Here is a 23168-nt window from a genome sequence, read left to right as displayed (position 1 = left end):
GGCGCCGACTATCTCAGGCGCATATGGCCACGCCCCTCCTCTGACCAGAGCGACCGATGAACTGGATCTCCAACTACGTCCGCCCGACCATCAACTCCCTGTTCTCGCGCCGCGAAGTGCCCGAGAACCTGTGGACGAAATGCCCCGAATGCGGAACCATGCTGTTCCACCGGGAGCTGTCGGATAACCAATTCGTCTGCGTGAGCTGCGACCATCATATGGGCATCACGCCCCGGGCCCGCTTCGAGGGCCTGTTTGATGGCGGTGTCTTCTCGGAGGTGGAGGTCCCCGCCCCGATCGCCGATCCCCTGCAGTTCCGCGACCAGAAGAAATACCCAGACCGCATGAAGGCCGCGGTGAAAACCACCGGCGAGAAAGAAGCGATGCTGGTCGCCGAGGGCGAGATCGGGCGCACGCCGATCATCGCCGCGGCACAGGATTTCAGCTTCATGGGCGGGTCCATGGGGATGTATGTGGGCAATGCGATCGTGGCCGCCGCCGAGCGCGCGGTCGAGCTGAAGCGCCCGCTGATCCTGTTCTCTGCCGCCGGGGGCGCGCGCATGCAGGAGGGCATTCTCAGCCTGATGCAGATGCCGCGCACGACCGTCGCGGTCGAGATGCTCAAGGAAGCCGGGCTGCCCTATATCGTCGTGCTGACCCACCCGACCACGGGCGGGGTGACGGCCTCTTACGCGATGCTGGGCGATGTGCAGATTGCCGAGCCCAATGCGCTGATCTGCTTTGCCGGGCCGCGCGTGATCGAACAGACCATCCGCGAGAAGCTGCCCGAAGGGTTCCAGCGGGCCGAGTACCTGCTCGATCACGGGATGCTCGACCGGGTGACCCACCGCATGAAGATGCGCGAAGAGCTGATCCGGATCACCCGGATGCTGCTCGGGCTGGATCCGGCCATCGCGGGCGACCTGCCCGCCCCGGCGCCCAGCCCCGCCGCCGAAGAGGGCGCGGCAGAGCCCGCCCCGACCGAATCCTCTCCGCCGCTTGCACAGCCCGGGGAAGGACGCCCCTCCGGCGCGTGAGCGGGGCAAATTCGGACATCATCCTCGAAAGGCTGATGTCGCTGCATCCCAAGATCATCGATCTGACCCTCGACCGGGTCTGGCGCCTGCTGGCGACGCTCGATCACCCCGAGCGCGCCCTGCCGCCGGTGATCCATATCGCCGGAACAAATGGCAAGGGCTCGACCCTCGCGATGATCCGCGCCGGGCTCGAAGGGGCCGGGCTCACCTGTCACGCCTATACCTCGCCCCATCTGGCGCGGTTTCATGAGCGGATCCGGGTGGCCGGAACGCTGATCTCCGAGCCCTATCTCGCGGAGCTGCTCGAGGAATGCGAGCGCGCCAATGGCGGCGCGTCGATCACCTATTTCGAGATCACCACGGTGGCGGCCCTGTTGGCCTTCGCCCGGACTCCGGCGGATTACACCCTGCTGGAGGTCGGGCTGGGCGGACGGCTTGATGCGACGAATGTGGCGGACCGGCCCGCGCTCTGCGTGATCACGCCGATCTCCCTCGATCATCAGCAGTTTCTGGGCGAGACCGTGGCCGAGATCGCGGGCGAAAAGGCCGGGATCCTGAAGCGTGGCGTGCCCTGCGTGGTCGGGCCGCAATCGGATGAGGCGCTGGAGGTGATCGAGGCCAAGGCGGCCAGGGCGGGCGCGCCGCTCCTGATCCATGGCCAGCACTGGCATGTGGGGATCGAGCATGACCGGCTGGTCTATCAGGACGAGACCGGCCTTCTGGACCTGCCGCGTCCGGCACTGCCCGGCCCGCACCAGATCGAGAATGCGGGGGCGGCCCTGGCGGGTCTGCGCGCGCTGGGCGCGGGGCAGGCCGAGGCCGCGATGACCCAGGCCGAATGGCCCGCCCGGATGCAGCGTCTGCGCAGCGGGCCGCTGGCCGAGGCGTATCCCACGCTCGATCTGTGGCTCGATGGCGGGCACAACCCGGCGGCGGGAACGGCCCTGGCCGACACCCTGTTCAGCCTGCCGGCGCGCCCGACCTATCTGGTCTGCGGGATGCTGCGCACCAAGGATGTGAGCGGGTTCCTCCGCCCGCTGGCGGCCCAGGCCCAGGGCCTGCATGCGCTGTCGATCCCGGGCGAGCAGGCGACCCTGACGGCGGCGGAAACTGCTGAGGCCGCGCGCGGTGTCGGGCTCGTGGCGACCGAAGCTGCGGGCGTTGCCGAGGCGCTGGCCGAGATCTCGGCGCAGACCCCGCAGGCCCGCGTCGTGATCTGCGGGTCCCTCTATCTTGCCGGGGCTGTCCTGCGCGAGGCGGGCTGACCGCGGCGGCCCACAGGGCTCTGTTAACCAGAATCACACGGGCACAGGTCTAGAACAGATCCTGAACACGCCTGCGCGGCAGGCACCATCGGGATGCCGGTTTGCCCAAGAAATCCAAATCTCTCGCGACGCAGGATGACGCCTCGGACCACAGCTATTCCAGTGTGGGCTATCCGAATGACGCCTATTACCTGCCCGAGGGAACGGACCTGAAGGTCATGGATCTCAAGCTGGTGGATCAGGACGGCGATGGCGATATCGGCCCCGGTGACACGATCAACGGGTCCAAGGTCACTGCATCCTACCTTGGCGATGCAGTGGGCGTGGATTTCGGCGATGGGGAGCAAGTGGTCGAAGGCGTGACCTTCTACCTCTCCGATGGCAGCCAGATCTTCATGGCCACCGATGGCACGCAGCTCGAGGATGGCGAGGCCACGGGCAGCAAATGGGTCAACAGCAGCACCGATGTCCCGGTCAGTTCGATCACGGCGCCTTGTTTCGTCGCGGGGACCCTGATCGCCACGCCCGAGGGTGAGGTCCCGGTCGAGGAGCTGCGCGCGGGCGATCTGGTGCTGACACGGGACCATGGGGCGCAGCGCTTGCTCTGGGTCGGGCAGCTCACCCTGCCCGGCGACGGCGCGGCCGCGCCGATCCGCTTCGCGCCCGAAGCCCTTGGCGGCACGCGCCCGCTTTTCGTGTCGCCGCAGCACCGGATGCTGCTGCAGGATGGGCGGCTGGATCTGCTGCTCGCAGAGGAGGAGGTGCTGGCCGCGGCCTGCCATCTGGTCAACGGAGTGAGCGTCGCGCCCGCGCCGCGGATGCAGGTGACCTATGTCCACCTTCTCTTTGCCCGACACGAGATCGTCTTTGCCGAGGGTGTTCCGAGCGAAAGTTTTCATCCCGGCGAGGAGGGGATGCGCGCCTTCGGTCCCGCCCGCACCGAGAGCGCGTTCGAAACCTTTCCGGATCTTGCCGCCTTCATCGCGGGCTACGGTCCCTGCGCGCGCCGGGTTCTGCGCGCCCATGAGGCGGTGGTGGCCGGGCGTCTGGTCATCGGCGCGGATCGCGCGGCGCAGGCCGCGCCGCTCGCGGCCTAGGCCAGCGCGTCGATCTTGGTCGCGAGCTTGATATCGAGATCGGACAGACCGCCCACATCATGGGTGCTCAGCGTCACGTCCACCTTGCGATAGACGTTGAACCATTCCGGATGGTGATCCCATTTCTCGGCCCAGAGCGCCACATGGCTCATGAAGGCGAATGCGGCGGTGAAATCCGCAAATTCGAAGGACTTCTCGATGGCGTCGCGCCCATCGACCAGCGCCCATCCCGTCGCCAGAAGAGGGGCCAGCTCCGCATCGCGGGTCTCAGGGGTCAGTTTCTCAGCCATCAGTCCTCCGACAGGGTTTTCTTGAACGGGCCATAGCCCGTCATCACTTCGATCTCTTCGTCCACCGCGTCCTTCTCGGCGACCAGATAGGTGCGGATCGCATCGGCAAAGCCCGGATCGCGCACCCAGTGCAGGGAATGGGTCTGGGTCGGCAGGTAGCCGCGCGCAAGCTTATGCGCCCCCTGGGCCCCGGCCTCGACCGTCGCGAGCCCCTGGGCAATGGCGAAATCGATGGCCTGATAATAGCAGGCCTCGAAATGCAGGCAGGGGTAATCCTCGATACAGCCCCAATAGCGCCCATAGAGCACGTCGCGACCGATGAAGTTCAGCGCACCCGCGATGGGCACACCGTCGCGCAGGGCGAGGACCATCATCATGTCGTCGCGCAGGGTCTCTTGCGCGATGTCGAAGAAGCGCCGTGTGAGATAGGGCGTGCCCCATTTGCGCGCGCCCGTATCCTGATAGAACACCCAGAACGCATCCCAATGGGCGGGCTGAATGTCGTCGCCGGTAAGCTGCACGATCTCGCCGCCAAAGGCCTGGGCAGTTTGGCGTTCCTTGCGGATATTCTTGCGTTTGCGTGACGAGAGCGAGGCGAGGAAGTCGTCGAATTGCCCGTAATCGCGGTTCTCCCAGTGGAACTGCTGGCTCGTGCGTGCCATCAGACCCATCGCCTCGCCCGCGCGGGCCTCCTGCTCGGTGCAGAAGGTGATGTGGAGCGAGCTGACCTCTGCCTCCACCGCGACCTGCACCGCGCCCTGAACGAGGGCGGATTGCCCGATGGTCTCGTAGCCCGGGCGCACGAGCAGCCGCCGCCCGGTGGCCGGGGTGAAGGGGACCGCGACCTGCAGTTTCGGGTAGTATCGCCCGCCCGCGCGTTCATAGGCATGGGCCCAATTGTGGTCGAAGATGTATTCGCCCTGGCTGTGGGACTTCGCATAGAGCGGCGCGACCGCGATCACCGTCTCGGCCGCGCGCGCCACGAGGTAGCGCGGGCCCCAGCCACTGCCGGCGCCGACCGAGCCGGACCGTTCCAGCGCGAACAGGAACCTGTGCGTCGTGAACGGATCCGCCGGGCGGCCGCCATCGGCGGCCTCGGGGCAGGCGCAGGCATCCCAGACCTCCGGCGCGATCTCGGCCAGCGTGTGGATCACGCTGATCTCGACGCGGGTCTCGTCAGGATCGGGGGGCGCGGGCGTCTCGGGGGCGGGATCTGGGATCATCGAAGCTTTCACCATCGGGCTCTGCTGTCAAAGATGGCCCCGGGGCGAGGGGGGTCAACCCTGCGCAGGTCCGATGCGGTGCGCTCAGGGCAGGTATCCCTCGAAGGTGATGTTGTCGGCGGTCTTCAGGGCGGCTTGGGCATCTTCGGGGCTCTTGATGGTCCATGTCAGAACGGGAACACCGCGCGCCTTCATGCTCTGAACCGGGGCCATGTGGAGGGATTTGCAATCATGGCTGATGAAACTGGCTCCGACCGCGTCGAAATCCGTCATGTTGTTCAGGTGATCCTGCTGCGCCGCGCTCAGATAGGGCAGGGTCGAGAAATCCTCGGTCACCAGTCCAAGGGCGCGATCCGGGGCGGCCTGCCGCAGGGGGGCGACGGCCTGCGGGTTGAAGCACATCGTGGCCGCCAACCCGTCATACCCCGACAGGGCGCGGGCGACGGCGCGGGCGAGGGTGCCGTCCTCGGGCGCGTCCTCGCTCGGCTGGCTCTTGAGTTCGATCAGGACCGGAACGCGCCCGTCCACCATTGCCAGCACATCGCGTAGCGAGGCAGAGGGTTCGTCCCCGCCCAGCAGGGGAAACCGGGTCATCTCGGCCAGCGTGTGGTCGCGGACGAGGCCGTCCTGCCCGGTCAACCGCTCCAGCCGCGCGTCATGAAACACCAGGGCCTCGCCGTCCCGGGTGACCTGAACGTCCAACTCGATGCCATAACCATGGGCGACGGCGGCGGCCATGGCGCTCGGACTGTTCTCGATGATCCCCGCGCGCTCGTCATGGAGACCACGATGCGCGAGGGGCCGATCCAGGAAAGCTTGGGGCAGGGCGGTCATGGGCGGATCTGAAAAATCCCTTCGATCTCGACCGCGACGCCGAAGGGCAGGGCGGCCGCGCTGACGGCGGAGCGCGCATGGCGCCCGGCATCGCCGAGGGCCTCGACCATGAAGTCCGACGCGCCGTTGATCACCTTGGGCTGGTCCTCGAAGTCGAGGGTCGAGTTCACGAAGCCCACGAGCTTGACCACACGCACGAACCGCTCAAGATCGCCATCACAGGCCGCGCGCACCTGCGCCAGCAGGTTGATCGCGCACCGCTTGGCCGCCTCGGCGCCTGCCTCGGCCTCCAGATCCGCGCCGAGCTTGCCCTTGATCATCTCTCCATCGGCCATGGGCAGTTGCCCGGACACATGGACCAGATCGCCGACCTGGACGAAGGGCACGTAATTGGCCGCGGGCGCGGCGGCCTCGGGCAAGGTGACGCCCAAGGCGGCGAGGCGGTCTTCGAAAGTGGTGGCCATGCTCAGTCTCCCGTGATTTCGGGTCGTTTATCCCTCACGGAAGGCGCGATTGAAATAGTCGCTGAGCGGTTTCACGAAATACTCGATCGGGGTGCGATCGGCGGTCCGGATGAAGGCCTCGACCGGCATGCCCGGGATCAGGTCGAGCCCGGAGAGTTTCTCGATCTCACCCTCCTGCGGAGCGGTCTCGACCCGGTAGAAGGACGCGCCGGTGGTTTCGTCGATAAAGGCGTCGGGCGAGACGCTCACGACCTCCCCCTTGAGCTCGGGCGTGCGGCGCTGGTCGAAGGCCGAGAAGCGCAGGTTGACCTCCTGCCCGACAAAGACTTCGTCCACATTGATCGGGTTCACCCGGCTGGTGATGATCAGGGGCCGGTCCTGCGGCACGAGATACAGCACCGGCTCCGCCGCCCGGATCACCGAGCGTTCGGCAAAGATCGTCAGGTCATAGACGATGCCGCCTACAGGCGCGCGGATATCAAGCCGGCTCAGCCGCTCGCGCAGGGCGTGGCGCTGCTGCTGCAATTCCAGCTCCTGGGCCTGGGTGTCGCGCAGGCGGGCGATCGCCTCTTCCCGGCGCGAGGTGGTCAGTTTGAGGATCTCGATGTCGATCTCGGTCTGCCGACCGCCGAATTCCGCCTTGGATGCGGTCAGTTCCCCGACCGAGCCGAGCAGGCGGGCCTGTTCCCGTTGCAGGGACAAGACGCGCGACGCCTGCGCCAGACCGCGATCCAGCAGGCTCTGCTGATCCGCGAGTTCCTGTTCGATCAGGTCGAGCTGCTTGCCGAGGGCCACCTGCTGCGCGGTGATGCCCTCGATCTGGTTGTCGATCTGGGAGCGGCGGCGGGCGAGCTGTTCGGTTTCGGTCTGGATCGAGGTGTTGCGCGCCTCGAAAAGGCGGCGCTGCCCGGCCATGACATCGGCAATCTCGGCGCTCGTCGCCGCCGCAAGCAGCAGCGCATCGTCGAAGACCACCTCATCCACCCCGTCCCGTTCCGCCACGAGGAGCGCGCGACGGGCCATCAGCTCAAAAAGCTGCCCCTCGACAATCGCGAGATCCGTCAGAAGAAGCGTCGGGTCGAGCTGAATCAGCAGCGCACCGCTTTCCACCGTATCCCCCTCGTCCACGGCGATGTTCTGGACCACGCCGCCATCGGGATGCTGCACGACCTGCCGGTTCTGATCGACCTCGATCTGGCCGGGCGCGATGATGGCCCCGGCGATATTGGCCATGACGGACCAGGTGCCGAACCCTCCGACCAGAATCGCGAGGGTCAAACCGCCGATCAGCAATTGGCGACGGGCGGGGAATTTGCGGGATGAGGGGCTCATGACACGCCTCCGGCAGCTTTCTTGAGGATTTCCTTGTGGTTCGAAACCATGGATTTCAGGACTTCGTCGCGGGGCCCGAAGGCCTTGCGCGAGCCGCCTTCGAGCACGAGCAGCGTATCGCACTGCTCGATCGCGGCGGGGCGGTGCGCCATGATCAGCACGGCCTTGCCGTCCTTCTTCATCCGCGCGACGGCGGCATTCAGGGCCTGCGACCCGCTATTGTCGAGGTTCGAGTTCGGCTCATCCAGCACCAGAAGCACCGGGTCGCCATAGAGCGCGCGCGCCAGCCCGATCCGCTGCATCTGGCCGCCGGACAGCTTGGTCTGGCTGCCGAGGATCTGGGTGTCATAGCCCTTGGGCAGCTTCAGGATCATCTCATGGGCGTCGGCCCGCTTCGCGGCATCCACCACGGCCTGGGCATCGGGTTGCGTCGCGAGGCGGGCAATGTTCTCGGCAATCGTGCCGTCAAACAGCACCACCTGCTGCGGCAGATAGCCGATATGGGTGCCCAGCACATCCGGTCCGAACTGGTCGAGGGACGCGCCGTCGAGCCGGATCTTGCCGCCCGCCGCTGGCCAGATCCCCGTCAGGGCCCGCGCCAGCGTCGACTTGCCCGCGCCGCTCTGCCCGATCACGCCGCAGGCCTCGCCCGGGGCCACGGTGAACGAGATGCTGCGCAGGGCGGCCTGTGCCTCCCCCGGGGGGACGACGATCAACTGCTCGACGGCGAGGCGCGCCTTGGGCTTGGGCAGGGGGGTCCGTTCGGGATCCGGGGGGATCGTATCCAGCAGCTCGATCAGGTCGCGCCGCCCTTTCATGGCGCGCTGCACCAGCGGCCATTGGCCGATGGCCATCTCGATCGGGGCGAGGGCACGGCCCATCAGGATCGAGCCTGCGATCATGGCGCCGGCCGTCAGCTCCCCCTGCAGAACGAGATAGGCGCCGAGGCCCAGCATCGCCGATTGCAGGAACAGTCGGAAGGTCTTGGTCAGGGTCGAGAAGCCGCCCGTCCGGTCCGAAGAGGTCAGCGTCTCGGTCAGCGAGGCGCTGCGCACCTGATTCCAGCGGGCAAAGGCCGAGCCACGCATCCCCAGCGCCTCGACCGTTTCGGCCCCCCCAGCGAGTTGTTGTGACATCATCTCGGCCCGGGCCGAGGCTTCGTTCGCCTTGCTGACCGGGCGGCTGGTGAGCCATTGGTTCAGCACGGTCACAATGATCAGGAAGGTCCCGCCCACCATGGCGAGATAGCCAAGCCACGGGTGGAAGATGAAGATCGCCGCCACGAAGAGCGGCGTCCAGGGAATGTCGAACACGGCCAGCAGGGCAGGCGAGGACAAAAGTCGCTGCATCGCTTCGAGGTCGCGCAGGCCGGTCGCGGCGGTGGTCTGCCCCTCGCGCAGGGACTTGCGGAGGGAGGCTGAGAAGACCCGCTGGTCCAGCGTGTCCTGCATCCGCGCCCCGGCCCGGGCCAGCACCCGGCCCCGCGCCCAGTCGAGCACGCCCATCATCAGGAAGAGGAAGGCGACCAGCGCCGAAAGCGCCAGCAATGTCTCTTCGGACTGGCTGCCCAGCACGCGGTCATAGACCTGCAGCATATAAAGCGGCCCGGTCAGCATCAGCAGGTTCACAAAGATCGAGAACACGAACACCGACCCGAAGAGCGGCATGTTCGCGCGCCGGATTGCGCCCAGTTCTTCCTTGCCCTTGCCGGCATTTGGCGGTCTGCGTGCTGCCATGACGTGTCCCTGTTCTTCTTCGGATCCACCGCCCGGAAAGGCGGAGCTCTGCCGATTCTTACGCTTACTTGTTTAACGTGGCTTCTCTAATCACGAAGCCTTTCCTATCTAAGGGCGTATAGGCGTATATACTGCAAGCCAATTGTCGCTGCTGATCCCGGAAGCCGAGTTCTATGTCCCAATCTCTTCGCCGCATTTTGCGGCCTGTGTCCTGTCTTGTTCTGATTGCCGCCCTGGGGGCCTGCGCCAAGCCGCAGAACGCCAGTGACATCATCGACCCGCTGGAGCCCGCCAATCGCGGGGTTCATACCTTCAACAAGACGCTGGACAAGGCCGTCCTGCGCGATGTGTCCCGGGCCTATGTCACCGTGGTGCCCGAGCCGGTGGTCGACGCGATCAGCAACGCGACCCACAATCTCGAGCAGCCCTCGCGCATCATGAACAACCTGCTGCAGGGCCGGGTCGAGAATGCGGCCCATAACTCCTTCCGGTTCCTCGTGAACACGACCTTCGGGCTGCTGGGCGTGCTGGATGTGGCCGACGCCATGGGGCTTGAAGAAATCGACACCGATTTCGGCGAGACACTCTATGTCTGGGGCGTGGGCGAGGGGGCCTATCTGGAGGTGCCGCTGCTGGGCCCGCATACGTCGCGCCGGCTTGTCGGGCGGGCCGTGGACATCGTGACCGACCCGATCGGCGAGGCCGTGTCGTTCACGCGCCCGCTGGCCGTGCGCGCCGGGCTCTACACCACCGAGCAGCTCAAGGACCGGGCCGAATTCTCCAATGTGGTGGACGATGTGCTCTACAACAGCATCGACAGCTACAGCGCCACACGCATTTTTTACCTGCAGAACCGCCGCTTCATGCTTGGGAGCGCCGAGGGCCCGGACTATCTCGATCCCTACGAGCTGTCTGCTGACGGCGATGCCGGCGCGGCGGGTGCCGCGGATGATTTGTACTTCGACCCCTACGAGGACCCCTATGCCCAGTAACCTGCTTCGCCGTACCTTCTTGCGCCAATTCGCGGTCTCCGCCCTGGCGGCGGTGCCACTGCTTGGCCTGGCCGGGGCCCGCCCGGCCCAGGCGCTGAATACGCAGCAGGCCTCCGATCTCGTGGGCCGGGTCGTGGAGGAGATCGACAAGGCGATCAATTCCGGCAAGACCGGTCCGGCGCTCTACCGCGAGTTCGAGAAGATCTTTCAGCGCTACGCGGATGTGAACATCATCGCGCAATCCGTGCTCGGGGTGGAATGGCGCAGCGCGAGCAATGCGCAGCGGCGCGCCTATACCGAGGCATTCGCGCCCTATATCGCGCGCAAATACGGGCGCCGGTTTCAGGAATTCGTGGGCGGTCGGATCGATGTCGAGAGCGCACGCCCGGTGCGCAGTTTCTTCGAGGTGAAGGGCACGGCCTATCTGCGCGGCGAATCGCCCTTCGAGGTGATCTTCCTTGTGTCGGACCGCTCCGGGCGGGACCGGTTCTTCAACATCATCATCGAAGGCGTGAACCTCGCGATCACCGAACGCGCCGAGATCGGCGCGCTTCTGGATCGCAATGGCGGCGATCTGGACGCGATGATCCGCGACCTGCGCAACACCCAGTAACGGGGCGCGTCCGCGCCGCCCTGGCACAGGGCGGCGCCACCGATCCCCGTCGTTCCTGCCGAGGGCCTAGTTCCGCCCGAGGATCTGTCCCAGAACATCGCGAATGACCCGCTCCGCCGCGTTGCGGATAGGATCCTCGCGCGTATCGGGCCGGGATTGCACCACCTGCGGTGCTTCCGGCGCGCGCGCCGGCGGCAGGGTCATGGGCAGCGGCTTTTGCGGACGCCCCTCATGGACCCGGGTCATGGTCTCGCGCCAGATCTCCGCCGGCAGACCGCCCCCGGTCACACCAGTCAGGGGCGTGTTGTCGTCATAGCCCATCCAGATCCCGGCCACGTAATCGGCGGTGAAGCCCACGAACCAGGCATCCCGCGCGGCCTGCGTCGTGCCGGTCTTGCCCGCCGCCTGCCGGTTCTCCGGAAGCTTGGCGCGCCCGCCTGTTCCGTCGGCAATGACGCGGTACATCATATAGGTGAGCTCCTGCGCCGCGCGTTGGCTCACCACGCGCTCGCCGATCCCGCCAGCCTGCCCCATCAGCGGGGTCGTATCCCCCAGAAGCCGCAACTCGGTCAGCCCGTAGGGGGCCACGCTGCTGCCGCCATTGAGGATCCCGGCATAGGCCGCCGTCATCTCCAAGAGCGTGCTCTCGGAAGCCCCAAGCGCCAGCGCTGGACCATCTGCCATCTTCCGGGCGATGCCGAAATCCGTGGCGACCTTGCGTACATTCTCGCGCCCGACCTCTTCGGACAGCCGGACCGCGGGCGTGTTGAGCGAGTTCATCAGGGCCTCGGTCAGGGTCACCTCGCCATAGAAATTGCCCGTGTAGTTCCGCGGGCTCCAGGGGCCGGAGCCGGGGATGTTGATCGTCAGCGGCGCATCGAGGATCAGGTCATTGGGCCGGTAGCCCAGATCGAGCGCGGCGGCATAGACGAAGGGTTTGAAGGCCGAACCGGTCTGGCGCAGGGCTTGCGTCGCGCGGTTGAACGCGCCCGAGACCTGCAGCTTGCGCCCGCCCACCATGGCCCGCACTGCGCCATCGGCGGACATCACCACGATGGCAGCCTGCGCCTTGGAGCCCTTCGAGACCTTGGTGTCGAAGACATACTGCAGCGCCTCTTCGGCGGCGTTCTGGATCCGCTGATCGAAGGTCGTGCGGATGATCACGTCCTCGGTCGTCTCCGATGTCAGGAAGCTCGGCCCCGAATCCATCACCCAATCGGCGAAATACCCGCCTGCCAGACGCTCGGCCGCGGCCGACAGGGTGGCCGGGTTGGCCTGGGCCACGGCGGCCTCGGTATCGCTGAGATAGCCCTGCTCCTGCATCAACCCGATGATGGTGGCCGCACGGCGTTGGCTGCGGGCCAGATCATTGGTCGGGGCAAATCGTGTGGGCGCGACCAGCAGCCCGGCGAGCATCGCGGCCTCGGGCGGGGTCACCTCGGCGGCGGACTTGCCGAAATACCGCTGACTCGCAGCCTCGAACCCACGGGCCCCCGCGCCCAGATAGGCGCGGTTGAGGTAGATGGTCAGGATCTCGTCCTTGGTATAGGCCGTCTCCAAGGCCATGGAGTACGGGATCTCCTTGACCTTGCGCCAGATCCCGCCGGAGCGGCACTCGGCCTCATATTCCGCTTCGGTCTGCCCGCTTTCGGGGGAGAAGTCGGTCCCGAGGCAGAGAAGTTTCGCCACCTGCTGCGTGATGGTCGAGCCACCATGTCCCGAGAGCGGGCCGCGCCCCTCGCGCAGGTTGATGCGCACGGCGCTGGCGATGCCGCGCGGGCTGATCCCGAAATGGCGGTAAAACCGGCGGTCCTCGGTGGCGATGATCGCGTTCTTGAGATGGGGCGAGACCGTATCGGCGGTGATGATCCCGCCGAACTGATCCCCGCGCCAGGCATAGACGTCGCCTTCCCGGTCCAGAAGCGTCACCGAGCCCCGCACCCGCGCATCCGTCAGGTCGAGCGCGGGAGGCAGCGTCGAGTAGTGATAGGCCGTGGCCCCTGCGAGGATCAGCAGCAGGACCGCGATCCCGCGCCAGGTGATCGCGAAGATCACGCCGAAGATCCAGCCGATCAGCCGTTTGATGCTCCAGCCGATGCGGGCAAAGAAGCCGCGTGGCGGCGGGCCGCCACCGCTGCGCCGCCGTTTCCGCGACGGGGCCGGTTTGCGGGCCACGGATTTGCGCGGCGCGGCCTTCTTGGCCGGTGCCTTGCGCGGAGGCGCCTTGGGCTTTGGTTTGGGCTTGGCTTTGGCGGCCTTGGCCGGGCGTCCGGCAGGCCGCGGGTCGGCGCGCAGCACCGGCCGTTTTCGGTTATCTGAACTCATACGCGGTGCCTGTACTGCTCTGCATCGCCCTGCAAGGGCCCGGGTCTCCGCCCTGTTGCAATGTAACCCTTCGTGACTCGATTTTGCACGGGTCGGAATCGAATTCTCCGTTCTTCAACTGCCCAAAAAATGTGCTATCGCGCAGAATCGTGCAAAAAATGTGCGACAACAACCTCAGGTTGTCGAGAATTGCCGCTGTCGGATTGAAGCCGCCCCACGTGACGTTCTGTTGTGCGCCCGTGAACTCTCGCAGGGAACCTGCCTTAAGGAAGGGTAAGACGTGAAACTCATCATCGCAGCAATCAAACCGTTCAAGCTGGAGGAGGTGCGCGAAGCGCTCACATCCATCGGCGTGCGCGGCATGATGGTCACCGAGATCAAGGGCTTCGGCTCTCAGTCCGGTCACACCGAAATTTACCGCGGCGCCGAATATGCCGTGAACTTCGTGCCGAAGGTCAAACTTGAAATCGTCGTGGGCGATGCCATGGCCGACCAGGTGGTCGAAGCCATCCAGTCCACCGCCAAGACCGACAAGATCGGCGACGGCAAGATCTTTGTTCTCGACGTGCAGCAGGCGGTCCGCGTCCGCACGGGCGAAACCAACGACGACGCGCTGTAAAGCCTGCGTCTCTTTTCAGAGGGTAACCGTATAATGAAAATAACCAAGCTCCTTCCCCTGGCGGCCGCTGCGATCGCGCTGCCGAGCCTGGGACTTGCTCAGGAAGCCGCCGCGCCGACATTTGACGAAATCGGCCCGTACATCATGACCACGCTGCTGTTCTGCATGGCGGGTTTCCTGGTGTTCTTCATGGCCGCGGGCTTTGCGATGCTCGAAGGCGGCCTGGTGCGTTCCAAGAACGTCACCATGCAGATGACCAAGAACATCGCGCTCTATTCCATTGCGGCCATCATGTACTGGCTGATCGGCTTCAACCTGATGTATCCGGGCGATTTCAACGGCTATGTGGGCAGCTTCTTTGTCCCGACCGTGCTGGATCCCGTGGGTGTTGCCGCTGCGGATGCCGCGCTTGACTATGCGTCCATCGGTTCGGACTTCTTCTTCCAGCTGGTGTTTGTCGCTGCGACCGCGTCCATCGTGTCCGGTGCTCTGGCCGAACGCATCAAGCTCTGGCCCTTCCTGATCTTCGTCGTGGTTCTGACCGGTGTCATGTACCCGATCTCCGGCTCCTGGCAGTGGGGCGGCGGCTGGTTGTCCGAGATGGGCTTCTCTGACTTCGCCGGTTCGACCGTTGTGCACTCCGTGGGTGGCTGGGCCGCTCTGGCCGGTGCGATTGTCCTCGGCCCGCGCCTTGGCAAGTACAAGGACGGCAAGGTCAACCCGATGCCCGGTTCCAACCTCGCCCTCGCCACGCTGGGGACGTTCATCCTGTGGCTCGGCTGGTTCGGTTTCAACGGCGGCTCGCAGCTGGCCATGGGCACCGTGGGCGATGTCTCTGACGTGTCGCGCATCTTTGCCAACACCAACATGGCCGCTGCGGCCGGTGCGGTGACCGCGCTGATCCTGACCCAGGTTCTCTACAAGAAGCCGGACCTCACCATGGTGCTGAACGGCGCTCTGGCTGGCCTCGTGTCCATCACGGCAAGCCCGCTTGACCCGTCGCTGTTCGGCGCGCTCTGGATTGGTGCCGTCGGTGGCGTGATCGTGGTCTTCACCGTGCCGCTTCTGGACAAGTTCAAGATCGACGACGTGGTCGGCGCCATCCCGGTGCACCTCTTTGCCGGTATCTGGGGCACCATCGCGGTGGTCTTCTATCAGGAGGGCGCAAGCCTGATGACCCAGCTGATCGGTATCGCGGCCTACGGTATCTTTACCTTCGTCGCCAGCCTCGTGGTGTGGTTCATCCTCAAGGCAGTGATGGGCATCCGCGTCAGCGAAGAAGACGAGATCAACGGCTTGGATATGTCCGAAATGGGCATGGAAGCCTATCCGGAGTTCTCCAAGGGCTGAGACTCCTTCCACTCAGCCTGAACACTCCCCGGGCGTCTTTTCGCCCGGGCTTTTTATCAGAGTATCACCGCGTATTTGGTGATGTGCGTTTGGCCCTCGGGTCGTTTAGTGTGTCTCTTTGTATACAGTGCAGAGCCGGGTCGTTCGGGAAACCGAAGGGCCCGGTTTTCTTTTGGGGATGATGGTGGTGCGGGCGGGGCGCGGCTCAGCGCAGGACAGTTGCCAGCGCGTCCGCCACGGTGGCGCAGGTCTCTTCGGTCACACCGGCCATGTTGATCCGGCCCGCGCCCACGATGTAGATCCCATGCGCGTTGCGCAGCTCTGCCACGCGCGCTTCGCCCAAAGGCAGCATCGCGAACATGCCCTTCTGCCGGGTCAACCGGTCGAACCGATCCGTGTTCAGGCGCATCCGCAGGGCCTCGGACAGCCGAGCCCGGTGCGTGGTGATCGCGTCGCGGATCGACCCGAGCTCATCCTGCCACTCCGTACGCAGGGTCTGATCCCCGAGGATCTCAGTCACCGTGCGCGCGCCGTGATCCGGCGGGAAGGAATAGGTTACGCGGTTGATCCGGGTGAGATGGTTCTCGACCACATCCCGGGCCTGCGGCCCATCCGCCAATGCGAGGCAGAGCCCGACACGCTCGCGGTAGAGCCCAAAGCTCTTGGAGCCGGAAAACGCGATCAGGACCTCGGGCAAGGTGCTGAGGCGGCGCAGAAACGCGCTGTCCTCTTCCGGGGTGGCCCCGAAGCCCAGATAGGCGCAGTCGATGACCGGCACGGCCCCGGTCCGGGCGAGGCTGGCGACGATCGCCGCCTGCAGCTCCGCATCGGGATCGGCGCCTGTCGGGTTGTGACAACAGGCATGGAGCAGGACCACATCCCCCGCCTGCGCGCGGTCCAGATCGCGAAGAAGGCCCGCGCGGTCGATCTCCTGCGTGTCGGGGTCGATATAGGCAAAGCTGCGAGTCTCCAGCCCGAGGCTCCGGGCCAGAACCCAGTGGTTGGGCCATGTCTCCGCCGGGATCCAGACCCGCAGATCCGGATGGGCGGCGCGGGCCAGGGTCAGGGCCGTCTGCACCGCCGAGGTGCCACCCGTCGTCGCGCTGGCCGCCCGCCATTGCCCATCGGTCGCGGGCCCCAGTAGCAGGTTGGACACCGCCTCGTGAAAGGCCGCATCGCCGCGAAACGACACATAGGTCTTTGTCTCCTGACGCTTCCAGATCCGCTTTTCGGCCCGTTTGACGGCGCTGAAGACCGGGGTACGGCCATCGGCATCGCGCCACACGCCGATCCCGAGATCAACCTTGCCCGGGCGCGGGTCTGCTTGAAACGCCTGCATCAGCGCGAGGATCGCGTCCGGGTCCGTGGGCGTCAGGCGCTCGAACATCGGCGGGGTCAGCCCGTGGCGACCTTGAGCCCGTCATACATGCCCCACTCGCTCCAGGAGCCGTCATAGAGGCTGTGATCCCGGTGACCGATCCGTTCCAGCGCGAGACTGAGGATCGCCGCCGTCACGCCGGAGCCGCAGGTCGTGATCACCGGCTTCGACAGATCGACCTCGGCCGCCTCGAAGGCTGCGCGCAGTTCGGGGATCGGTTTCATGGTGCCGTCCTCGGCCAGCAGGCTGGCATAGTGCAGGTTGCTGGAGCCCGGGATATGCCCGGCACGCAGCCCGGGGCGAGGCTCCGGGTCCTCGCCGCGGAACCGGCTGGGGGAGCGGGCATCCACCACCTGCGGCACGCCGAGCTTCGCGGCGGCGGCCACCTGGGTGACGTCCTTGATCAGATGGGCCTGACGCTGCACGGTCATGTGCCGGTCCCGGATCACCGGGGGCAGGTCCTCGATCTCGCGGCCTTCGGCCTGCCATTTGCGGAACCCGCCATCGAGCACGGCGATGTCGGTCTTGCCCATCAGCCGGAACAACCACCAGATCCGCGCGGCGGAAAACAGCCCCGCGCCGTCATAGACCACGACCTGGTGGCCATCGCCCACGCCCAGGGCGCGCATGCGGGACATGAATTTCTCGACCGGCGGGGCGGTATGGGGCAGGTCCGACCGCGCATCGCTCACATCATCCATCGCCAGGAACCGCGCGCCGGGGATATGTCCGGCGTCATACTCGGCCTTGGGATCGCGCTGCGCATCGGGGAGATACCAGGACGCATCCAGGATGCGCAGATCCGGATTGGTCAGATGCGCCTCCAGCCATTCGGTGGATACCAGGGTCTTGGGATCGTCTTGTGACACGGGATGCGGCCTTGTCCTGCTGTGGTCTCATCCTTGGGTAACGAGCGGAGCCCGCGCTGGCAAGAGAGGCCAACGGGCGGGGTCTGCGACCTCCCGTGGGAGTTTGAGTATTTTTGGAACAATGAGGGGAGGCGCGCGCCTCGATCCGCAGGGCGTTCTGCAGGTTCATTGTTCTGCAAATACTCACGGCGCGGCCTGTCCGCCGGCGCGCCGCCCGCCTAGTGGCCTTGCTTCAGCAACCGCTGCTTCTGCCGGTTCCAGTCGCGCTTGGCATCCGTGGCGCGCTTGTCGGCGAGCTTCTTGCCCTTGGCGATGCCGATCTTCAGCTTCACCAGCCCGCGATGGTTGAAATACATCACCATGGGCACGAGGGTCATGCCCTGCCGCTGGGTGGCGTTCCAGAGCCGCGACAGCTCGCGCTTCGAGACCAGCAGTTTGCGCCGCCGCCGCTCCTCGTGCTTCCAGGTCTTGGCCTGGGCATAGGGGGCGATATAGCTGTTCACCAGCCAGAGCTCGGCCTCGTCCACGGCCGCATAGCTCTCGGCGATGTTCGAGCCGCCCTCGCGGAGGGATTTCACCTCGGACCCTTCGAGCACAATACCGACTTCGAGGTCGTCCTCGATCGCGTATTCCCGCCGTGCGCGCCGGTTCTCGGCGACGACTTTGTAGTTCTTCTCTTCGGGGGTCTTCGGTTTGGCCATACTGCTCACATAACAGGCGCGGCGGGGGATTCAACCAGCCGCATCTGCACCCGCTCCAGCCCGGTTTCGGGATCCATGCGCCGCCCGGTTTCGACAAAGCCCAGCCGATGATAGGCGGCGCGGCCATGCATGTTGAGCGTGTAGACCTCGAGCGTCACGTCCTGCCCGGCGCAGAGCTCGGTCAGAAGGGCGCGACCGATCCCGCTGCGCTGGGCCTGCGGCGCGACAAAGAGCCCGGCCAGCTCGCGACCGCGGGTCAGGGAGGCAAAGCCCACGACCGCGCCATCGCGGAGCGCCACGAGCGTCTGGGTGGCGGGGAAGTAGTCTCCTTCCAGACGCGCGCGTTCCGCCGCGATCAGGTCGTCGCCGAGAAAGGGATGGGTGCTGCGGGTGGCGGCCTCCCAGACGTCGCAGAGCGCGTCCAGATCCGCCGCCAGCCGCGGACGCAGGATCAGATCAGTCGAAGAGCCCGGCATGGGCCATCGCGGCCTTGACCGCTTTCTGGGTGTCCTCGGTCAGCCCGAGGAGCGGCAGACGCACCTCCTCGGAGCATTTGCCGAGCAGGGACAGGGCGTATTTCGCGCCCACGAGCCCCGGTTCCATGAAGATCGCCTCATGGAGCGGCATGAGCTTGTCCTGCAGCGTCAGGGCGGTGGCGAAATCGCCCGCAAGCGTCGCCTCCTGGAACCGGGCGCAGAGCTTGGGCGCCACATTGGCCGTGACCGAGATGCAGCCGACGCCGCCATGGGCATTGAACCCCAGAGCTGTGGCATCCTCGCCCGAAAGCTGGATGAAGTCCGGGCCACAGGCCATGCGGGTCTGGCTGACCCGGGCGAGATCGCCGGTCGCGTCCTTCACACCCACGATCGTCGGCAACTCCGCCAGTACCGCCATGGTGGCGGGCGTCATGTCTACGATGGACCGGCCCGGGATGTTGTAGATCACAATCGGAATGTCCGCCGCCTCGGCCAGTGCCGTGTAATGGGCGATCATCCCGGCCTGGGTCGGCTTGTTGTAATAGGGCGTCACCACGAGCGCGCCTTGCGCCCCGGCCTCGGCGGCGTGGCGGACAAAGCGTACCGCCTCGACCGTGTTGTTCGACCCAGCACCCGCGATCACCGGCACGCGCCCGGCAGCAACCTCGATCACCTTGGCGACCACGGCCTCGTGTTCGTCATGGCTGAGCGTCGGGCTTTCGCCGGTCGTGCCCACGGGCACCAGACCGTGGCTGCCCTCGGAGATCTGCCACTCGACAAACGCCTCCAGTGTCGCGAAATCCACGGCCCCGTCTTTCATCGGCGTGACCAGCGCTGGCATAGACCCTTTGAACATGGATACCCTCCTTAACGATGATCGATCCGATAGTGTCACGGGCGCATACCGCTCCGGCCGGGGGCAAGGCAAGGGGCTCGGGCGAAATACCCGGCGCTTTCCCCTATGATGGGCGGTCACAACACCCTAGATGACCCCTAACACCAATAAACAAGAGCAGGCGAGGCGCGAGATGAACAGGATCGGCAGAGCTTTGGGGCAGATGGCGCTGGCAGCGGCGCTGGTGATGGCGCCCGCAATGATGCCCGCGGCGGCGAAGGCGGATCTTGCGGGCGCGTTGCAGGCCGCCCGGGGCAGCGATTGGGACCGGGTCGCACGCGAGGCGGGGCGGATCACCGATCCGGCGGCCCGGGACGTGGTGGTCTGGACCCTGTTGCGCGCGCGGCAGGGCAGCTGGTCTCAGTATCGCGATTTCCTCGACCGGAACGCGGATTGGCCGGGCCTGCCGCTCTTGCGGGCGCGGGGGGAGCCGAAGATCCCCGAAAACGCGAACCCAGCGGATGTCCGCGCCTATTTCGCCGCCCAGGCCCCGCGCACGGGCACGGGCGCGCGCCGTCTGGCCGCTGCGCAGCGCGCCGCCGGACAGAGCACCGCCGCCGCCGAGACCCTTGCCACCGCTTGGCGCGATCTCAACCTCGATGCCGAGGAGCAGGCGATCTTTCGGCGCTCGCATCGCGCTGACATTGCCTCGGCCCATGTGGCACGGCTCGACCGGCTCCTCTGGGCCGGACGGACCCGGGATGCCAGCGCCATGCTCGATCTCGTACCTGCCGATTGGCGCAGGCTGGCCGAGGCGCGGATCGCCCTGCGGCTGGATCAGAACGGCGTCGACGGGTTGATCGCGGCGGTGCCCGCCGCGCTCAGCGGGGATCCGGGGCTCGCCTATGAGCGGTTCCTGTGGCGGGTGCGCAAGGGGCGCACCGAGTCCGCCCGGACCCTGATGATGGAGCGGTCGAGCTCGGCAGACGCGCTGGGTCGGCCCGAGGAGTGGGGCAATCGCCGCCGCTCGCTGGCCCGGGACCTGATGCGCGATGATCGCGATCGCGAGGCGTACCGGCTTGCGGCGAACCACCATCTGAGCGAGGGGCGGCACTACTCGGATCTGGAATGGCTGTCGGGCTTTATCGCCCTGCGCAAGCTGAACGATCCCGAAACCGCCCTGCGCCATTTTCGGGCCTTCCGCGCCTCGGTGGCTTCGCCGATTTCGCTCGGCCGGGCGGGGTATTGGGAAGGTCGCGCGCTGGAGGCCATGGGCCAGCGCGAGGCCGCGCGTTCGGCCTATGGGTTCGGGGCGCAGCACCAGACCGCCTTTTACGGCCAACTGGCTGCCGAGCGGGCGGGGATCGCCCCTGATCCGGCGTTGGCCGGGCGCGAGAACTACCCGGACTGGTCCGCGACGCCCTATGCCCGCACCTCGGTCTATCTGGCCGCGCGGGCGCTGCAGCGCGCGGGCGAGCGCGGGCTGGCCGAGCGGTTCCTCGTGCATCTGAGCGAACGCCTGACACTGGAAGAGCAGGGCGCGCTGGCGGATGTGGCCCTGGGCTGGGACGAGCCGCATATCGCGCTGATGATCGCGAAATACGCGGCCCGTAGCGGAGGCGTGCTGCACCGGGCCTATCACCCGGTGACATCGCTGGTGCCGGGCGCGCTGCCGGTGAACCGGGCGCTGGCCCTGGCCATTGCCCGCCGCGAGAGCGAGTTCGACCCGGTCGTGGTCAGCCCCGTGGGCGCGCGCGGGCTCATGCAGCTCATGCCGAGCACCGGACAGTCTATGGCGCAGAAGCTGGGCGAGCCCTTTTCGGTCTCACGCCTGCTGAGCGACCCGGCGCAGAATGTGCGCTTTGGCTCGAGCTATCTCTTGCAGCTGATCGACGAGTTCGGACCGAACCTCACGCTGATCTCCATCGGCTACAATGCCGGGCCGGGGCGCTCGCGCAGCTGGACGGACCGGTTCGGCACGCCCAAGGGGCTGGGTGAGGACGCCATGGTCGACTGGATCGAGCATGTGCCCTTCCGGGAGACCCGCAATTACATCATGCGCGTCACGGAAAGCCGGATCATCTACGGCATGCGGCTGGCCGGCGAGGCACAGCCCTTCCGCGTCATCGACCGGTTGACCGCGCGCTAGTCGCCGGTCTGCCGGGCGCGGGCTTCGCGCGCGGCCGCGACCTGCGCCCGCCAGAGGGTGAAGATCCCGGCCCCGACCACGAGGGCCGCGCCGAGGGCCACGTTCAGCCGGATCTCTTCGCCGAAGACGCTCACGCCCAACATCGCGCCCCAGACCAGCTGCAGATAGGCGAAGGGCTGGACCGAGCTCGCCTCGGCCACTTCGTAGCACTTGATCAGCAGGAAATGCCCGCCCGCCCCGGTGATGCAGAGCGCGATCATCCAGGCCCAATCGCTGGGGATCATCGGCTCCCAGCCCCAGATGCCCACGCCCGTGATCGCCAGCGCGCCGACGGTGCCGGTCCAGAAAAAGCTCGTCTCGGCACTGTCCTTGCGCGCGGCATAACGCGTCAGCAAGCCATAGAGCGCGAAAAGAAACGCCGCCAGCAGGGGGACGAGGGCCTCGACCTGAAACACCCCGAAGCCTGGCTGCAGGATGATCAGTACGCCGACAAAGCCCACGCCGATTGCGACCCAGCGCCGCCAGCCTACCCGCTCGCCCAGCACCGGACCCGAGAGGGCCGCGATGAGCAGCGGGTAGCAGGTGAAGACCGCGTGGCTTTCGACCAGCCCGAGCAGGACAAATCCCGCCACCATGATGCAGATCTCGGTCACCAGCAGCACCGCGCGGAACCCCTGCAGCACGGGTTGTTCGGTGGCCGCCGCCGCGCGGACCCCGCCCGCCTGACGCGCGGCGATGGTGATGACGAAGGCGGCAAAGAACCAGTAACGGATCATCACCACCATCAGCACGTTGTACTCGCCCGCCAAGTGGCGCGAGATCCCGTCCTGCAGGGCAAAGACAATCGTCGTGGCGACCATCAGCCAGATGCCCAGCCGCGTATTTGTGCCGGTCATGGCAGGCGTCCCACGCTCATATGCCGCTTGCGGCCAAAGCCTGGGATGCGGGCGACCTCGAACCCTGCCGCGGCCAGCGCGCGGCGGACATGGCCCGCCGCCGTATAGGTGGCAAAGCTGCCGCCCGGTGCGGTGTGGCGCGCGACCTGAGCCATCAGGTCCGGATCCCAAAGCTCGGGGTTCTTGGCGGGCGAGAACCCGTCGAGACACCAGGCATCGGCCCGTCCTTCCCATTCGGGCAGGGTCTCGCGGGCATCCCCGAGGACCAGTTCGAACCTCAGGTCCGCAGCTTCGAAGGTGGTCGCCCCGCCCTCCAGCGTGGCGAGGACATCCTCCAGCACCTCGGTCACCCCGGGAAAGGCGCTCAGCGCCGCGCGCATCTCGGGCACCGGCATGGGAAAGGCCTCGAAGCTGGTGAACCGCAGGGGCCCGGGCTCTTCGAGCGCGCCCCACGCCATGCGCATCACCGCCAGCGTCAGCCCGGTGCCGAAGCCCAATTCGGCCACGGCAAAGCCCGGGTAGAACCGCGCGGGCAACGCATTGCCCGCCACGAAGACATGGCGGGTCTCGGCCAGCCCGTCCGCCTTGGAATAATAGGGGTCGTCGAAACGCACCGAGACCGGCACGCCATCCGTCCACGCCACGTCTGCCTGCTGGCTTTGCATCCCGTCCTGCCTTACATCTCGG

At 66.5% G+C, this 23168-nt stretch carries 22 protein-coding genes; 8 read left to right on the top strand and 14 right to left on the bottom strand.

Going from position 1 to position 23168, the window contains the following annotated elements; genetic code table 11:
- The first annotated feature begins 56 nt into the window (after positions 1-56).
- The 3 genes from accD (at position 57) to ACP150_RS12865 (ending at position 3399) form a co-directional block, all read left to right on the top strand.
- On the top strand, positions 57-1037 hold the full coding sequence (gene accD, locus ACP150_RS12875; RefSeq protein WP_424967059.1) for an acetyl-CoA carboxylase, carboxyltransferase subunit beta: 981 nt from the start codon (positions 57-59) through the stop codon (positions 1035-1037).
- Entirely contained in the window at positions 1034-2302 is a 1269-nt protein-coding gene (locus ACP150_RS12870) for a bifunctional folylpolyglutamate synthase/dihydrofolate synthase (protein ID WP_424967058.1), read from the top strand. Before accD ends, ACP150_RS12870 begins: the two co-directional genes overlap by 4 nt.
- A 101-nt stretch (positions 2303-2403) precedes the next feature.
- Positions 2404-3399, top strand: a complete 996-nt coding sequence (locus tag ACP150_RS12865; protein WP_424967057.1) for a Hint domain-containing protein — start codon at positions 2404-2406, stop codon at positions 3397-3399.
- Here ACP150_RS12865 and ACP150_RS12860 read toward each other — a convergent pair.
- The 6 genes from ACP150_RS12860 to ACP150_RS12835 form a co-directional block, all read right to left on the bottom strand.
- On the bottom strand, positions 3396-3689 hold the full coding sequence (locus ACP150_RS12860) for a 4a-hydroxytetrahydrobiopterin dehydratase (protein ID WP_424967056.1): 294 nt from the start codon (positions 3687-3689) through the stop codon (positions 3396-3398). The genes ACP150_RS12865 and ACP150_RS12860 overlap by 4 nt on opposite strands.
- Entirely contained in the window at positions 3689-4912 is a 1224-nt protein-coding gene (locus ACP150_RS12855; protein ID WP_424967055.1) for a GNAT family N-acetyltransferase, read from the bottom strand. Before ACP150_RS12855 ends, ACP150_RS12860 begins: the two co-directional genes overlap by 1 nt.
- Before the next feature lie 84 nt (positions 4913-4996).
- Complete coding sequence (locus ACP150_RS12850) at positions 4997-5746, bottom strand: glycerophosphodiester phosphodiesterase family protein (RefSeq protein ID WP_424967054.1); 750 nt, start codon at positions 5744-5746, stop codon at positions 4997-4999.
- On the bottom strand, positions 5743-6210 hold the full coding sequence (locus tag ACP150_RS12845; protein ID WP_424967053.1) for a RidA family protein: 468 nt from the start codon (positions 6208-6210) through the stop codon (positions 5743-5745). Before ACP150_RS12845 ends, ACP150_RS12850 begins: the two co-directional genes overlap by 4 nt.
- Before the next feature lie 27 nt (positions 6211-6237).
- A complete protein-coding gene (locus tag ACP150_RS12840; protein WP_424967052.1) occupies positions 6238-7542 on the bottom strand; it encodes an HlyD family type I secretion periplasmic adaptor subunit in 1305 nt (434 codons plus the stop codon).
- The gene (locus tag ACP150_RS12835) at positions 7539-9278 is read right to left on the bottom strand and encodes a type I secretion system permease/ATPase (protein WP_424967051.1); all 1740 of its coding nucleotides are present in this window, start codon (positions 9276-9278) and stop codon (positions 7539-7541) included. The genes ACP150_RS12840 and ACP150_RS12835 overlap by 4 nt, the downstream gene beginning before the upstream one ends.
- A gap of 206 nt (positions 9279-9484) precedes the next feature.
- Between ACP150_RS12835 and ACP150_RS12830 the strand changes: the two genes are divergently transcribed.
- Complete coding sequence (locus ACP150_RS12830) at positions 9485-10270, top strand: MlaA family lipoprotein (RefSeq protein WP_424967050.1); 786 nt, start codon at positions 9485-9487, stop codon at positions 10268-10270.
- Complete coding sequence (locus tag ACP150_RS12825) at positions 10260-10883, top strand: MlaC/ttg2D family ABC transporter substrate-binding protein (RefSeq protein ID WP_424967049.1); 624 nt, start codon at positions 10260-10262, stop codon at positions 10881-10883. Before ACP150_RS12830 ends, ACP150_RS12825 begins: the two co-directional genes overlap by 11 nt.
- Before the next feature lie 66 nt (positions 10884-10949).
- On the opposite strand, the gene ACP150_RS12820 is transcribed toward ACP150_RS12825, so the two are convergent.
- Complete coding sequence (locus tag ACP150_RS12820) at positions 10950-13208, bottom strand: transglycosylase domain-containing protein (protein ID WP_424967048.1); 2259 nt, start codon at positions 13206-13208, stop codon at positions 10950-10952.
- Between the two features lie 280 nt (positions 13209-13488).
- On the opposite strand from ACP150_RS12820, the gene ACP150_RS12815 reads away from it, so the two are divergent.
- On the top strand, positions 13489-13827 hold the full coding sequence (locus ACP150_RS12815; protein WP_424967047.1) for a P-II family nitrogen regulator: 339 nt from the start codon (positions 13489-13491) through the stop codon (positions 13825-13827).
- Between the two features lie 33 nt (positions 13828-13860).
- Positions 13861-15177, top strand: coding sequence for an ammonium transporter (locus ACP150_RS12810; protein WP_424967046.1), 1317 nt, complete (start codon positions 13861-13863; stop codon positions 15175-15177).
- Between the two features lie 205 nt (positions 15178-15382).
- Here the strand turns inward: ACP150_RS12810 and ACP150_RS12805 are convergent, their stop codons facing one another.
- The 5 genes from ACP150_RS12805 to dapA all read right to left on the bottom strand — a co-directional run bounded on the left by ACP150_RS12805 (position 15383) and on the right by dapA (position 19457).
- Entirely contained in the window at positions 15383-16564 is a 1182-nt protein-coding gene (locus tag ACP150_RS12805; protein ID WP_424967045.1) for an aromatic amino acid transaminase, read from the bottom strand.
- Positions 16565-16572: 8 nt separating this feature from the next.
- Entirely contained in the window at positions 16573-17424 is an 852-nt protein-coding gene (gene sseA, locus ACP150_RS12800) for a 3-mercaptopyruvate sulfurtransferase (RefSeq protein WP_424967044.1), read from the bottom strand.
- 218 nt (positions 17425-17642) lie between these two features.
- Positions 17643-18125, bottom strand: coding sequence for an SsrA-binding protein SmpB (smpB, locus tag ACP150_RS12795; RefSeq protein ID WP_424967043.1), 483 nt, complete (start codon positions 18123-18125; stop codon positions 17643-17645).
- Positions 18126-18130: 5 nt separating this feature from the next.
- A complete protein-coding gene (locus tag ACP150_RS12790) occupies positions 18131-18601 on the bottom strand; it encodes a GNAT family N-acetyltransferase (protein ID WP_424967042.1) in 471 nt (156 codons plus the stop codon).
- Positions 18582-19457: a 4-hydroxy-tetrahydrodipicolinate synthase gene (gene dapA, locus ACP150_RS12785; protein ID WP_424967041.1), complete on the bottom strand. Its 876-nt coding sequence runs from the start codon at positions 19455-19457 to the stop codon at positions 18582-18584. Before dapA ends, ACP150_RS12790 begins: the two co-directional genes overlap by 20 nt.
- Positions 19458-19629: 172 nt before the next feature.
- On the opposite strand from dapA, the gene ACP150_RS12780 reads away from it, so the two are divergent.
- Positions 19630-21585, top strand: a complete 1956-nt coding sequence (locus tag ACP150_RS12780) for a lytic transglycosylase domain-containing protein (protein WP_424967040.1) — start codon at positions 19630-19632, stop codon at positions 21583-21585.
- Here the strand turns inward: ACP150_RS12780 and ACP150_RS12775 are convergent.
- Together ACP150_RS12775 and mnmD are read right to left on the bottom strand one after the other, a co-directional pair.
- Positions 21582-22481, bottom strand: a complete 900-nt coding sequence (locus ACP150_RS12775) for a DMT family transporter (RefSeq protein ID WP_424967039.1) — start codon at positions 22479-22481, stop codon at positions 21582-21584. The genes ACP150_RS12780 and ACP150_RS12775 overlap by 4 nt on opposite strands.
- Entirely contained in the window at positions 22478-23146 is a 669-nt protein-coding gene (gene mnmD, locus ACP150_RS12770; protein ID WP_424967038.1) for a tRNA (5-methylaminomethyl-2-thiouridine)(34)-methyltransferase MnmD, read from the bottom strand. Before mnmD ends, ACP150_RS12775 begins: the two co-directional genes overlap by 4 nt.
- Between the last annotated feature and the right edge of the window lie 22 nt (positions 23147-23168).

It is taken from the genome of Dinoroseobacter sp. S375 (assembly GCF_049800775.1).
GTDB lineage: Bacteria > Pseudomonadota > Alphaproteobacteria > Rhodobacterales > Rhodobacteraceae > Dinoroseobacter.
This window is presented reverse-complemented; position numbering and strand designations above follow the sequence as displayed.

Bases quoted from the DNA above. Each gene is read 5' to 3' on its own strand.
- accD (WP_424967059.1), top strand. From the start codon at position 57: ATGAACTGGATCTCCAACTACGTCCGCCCGACCATCAACTCCCTGTTC.
- ACP150_RS12860 (WP_424967056.1), bottom strand. From the start codon at position 3,689: ATGGCTGAGAAACTGACCCCTGAGACCCGCGATGCGGAGCTGGCCCCT.
- ACP150_RS12855 (WP_424967055.1), bottom strand. From the start codon at position 4,912: ATGATCCCAGATCCCGCCCCCGAGACGCCCGCGCCCCCCGATCCTGAC.
- ACP150_RS12850 (WP_424967054.1), bottom strand. From the start codon at position 5,746: ATGACCGCCCTGCCCCAAGCTTTCCTGGATCGGCCCCTCGCGCATCGT.
- ACP150_RS12845 (WP_424967053.1), bottom strand. From the start codon at position 6,210: ATGGCCACCACTTTCGAAGACCGCCTCGCCGCCTTGGGCGTCACCTTG.
- ACP150_RS12840 (WP_424967052.1), bottom strand. From the start codon at position 7,542: ATGAGCCCCTCATCCCGCAAATTCCCCGCCCGTCGCCAATTGCTGATC.
- ACP150_RS12835 (WP_424967051.1), bottom strand. From the start codon at position 9,278: ATGGCAGCACGCAGACCGCCAAATGCCGGCAAGGGCAAGGAAGAACTG.
- ACP150_RS12825 (WP_424967049.1), top strand. From the start codon at position 10,260: ATGCCCAGTAACCTGCTTCGCCGTACCTTCTTGCGCCAATTCGCGGTC.
- ACP150_RS12820 (WP_424967048.1), bottom strand. From the start codon at position 13,208: ATGAGTTCAGATAACCGAAAACGGCCGGTGCTGCGCGCCGACCCGCGG.
- ACP150_RS12810 (WP_424967046.1), top strand. From the start codon at position 13,861: ATGAAAATAACCAAGCTCCTTCCCCTGGCGGCCGCTGCGATCGCGCTG.
- ACP150_RS12805 (WP_424967045.1), bottom strand. From the start codon at position 16,564: ATGTTCGAGCGCCTGACGCCCACGGACCCGGACGCGATCCTCGCGCTG.
- smpB (WP_424967043.1), bottom strand. From the start codon at position 18,125: ATGGCCAAACCGAAGACCCCCGAAGAGAAGAACTACAAAGTCGTCGCC.
- ACP150_RS12790 (WP_424967042.1), bottom strand. From the start codon at position 18,601: ATGCCGGGCTCTTCGACTGATCTGATCCTGCGTCCGCGGCTGGCGGCG.
- dapA (WP_424967041.1), bottom strand. From the start codon at position 19,457: ATGTTCAAAGGGTCTATGCCAGCGCTGGTCACGCCGATGAAAGACGGG.
- ACP150_RS12780 (WP_424967040.1), top strand. From the start codon at position 19,630: ATGAACAGGATCGGCAGAGCTTTGGGGCAGATGGCGCTGGCAGCGGCG.
- ACP150_RS12775 (WP_424967039.1), bottom strand. From the start codon at position 22,481: ATGACCGGCACAAATACGCGGCTGGGCATCTGGCTGATGGTCGCCACG.
- mnmD (WP_424967038.1), bottom strand. From the start codon at position 23,146: ATGCAAAGCCAGCAGGCAGACGTGGCGTGGACGGATGGCGTGCCGGTC.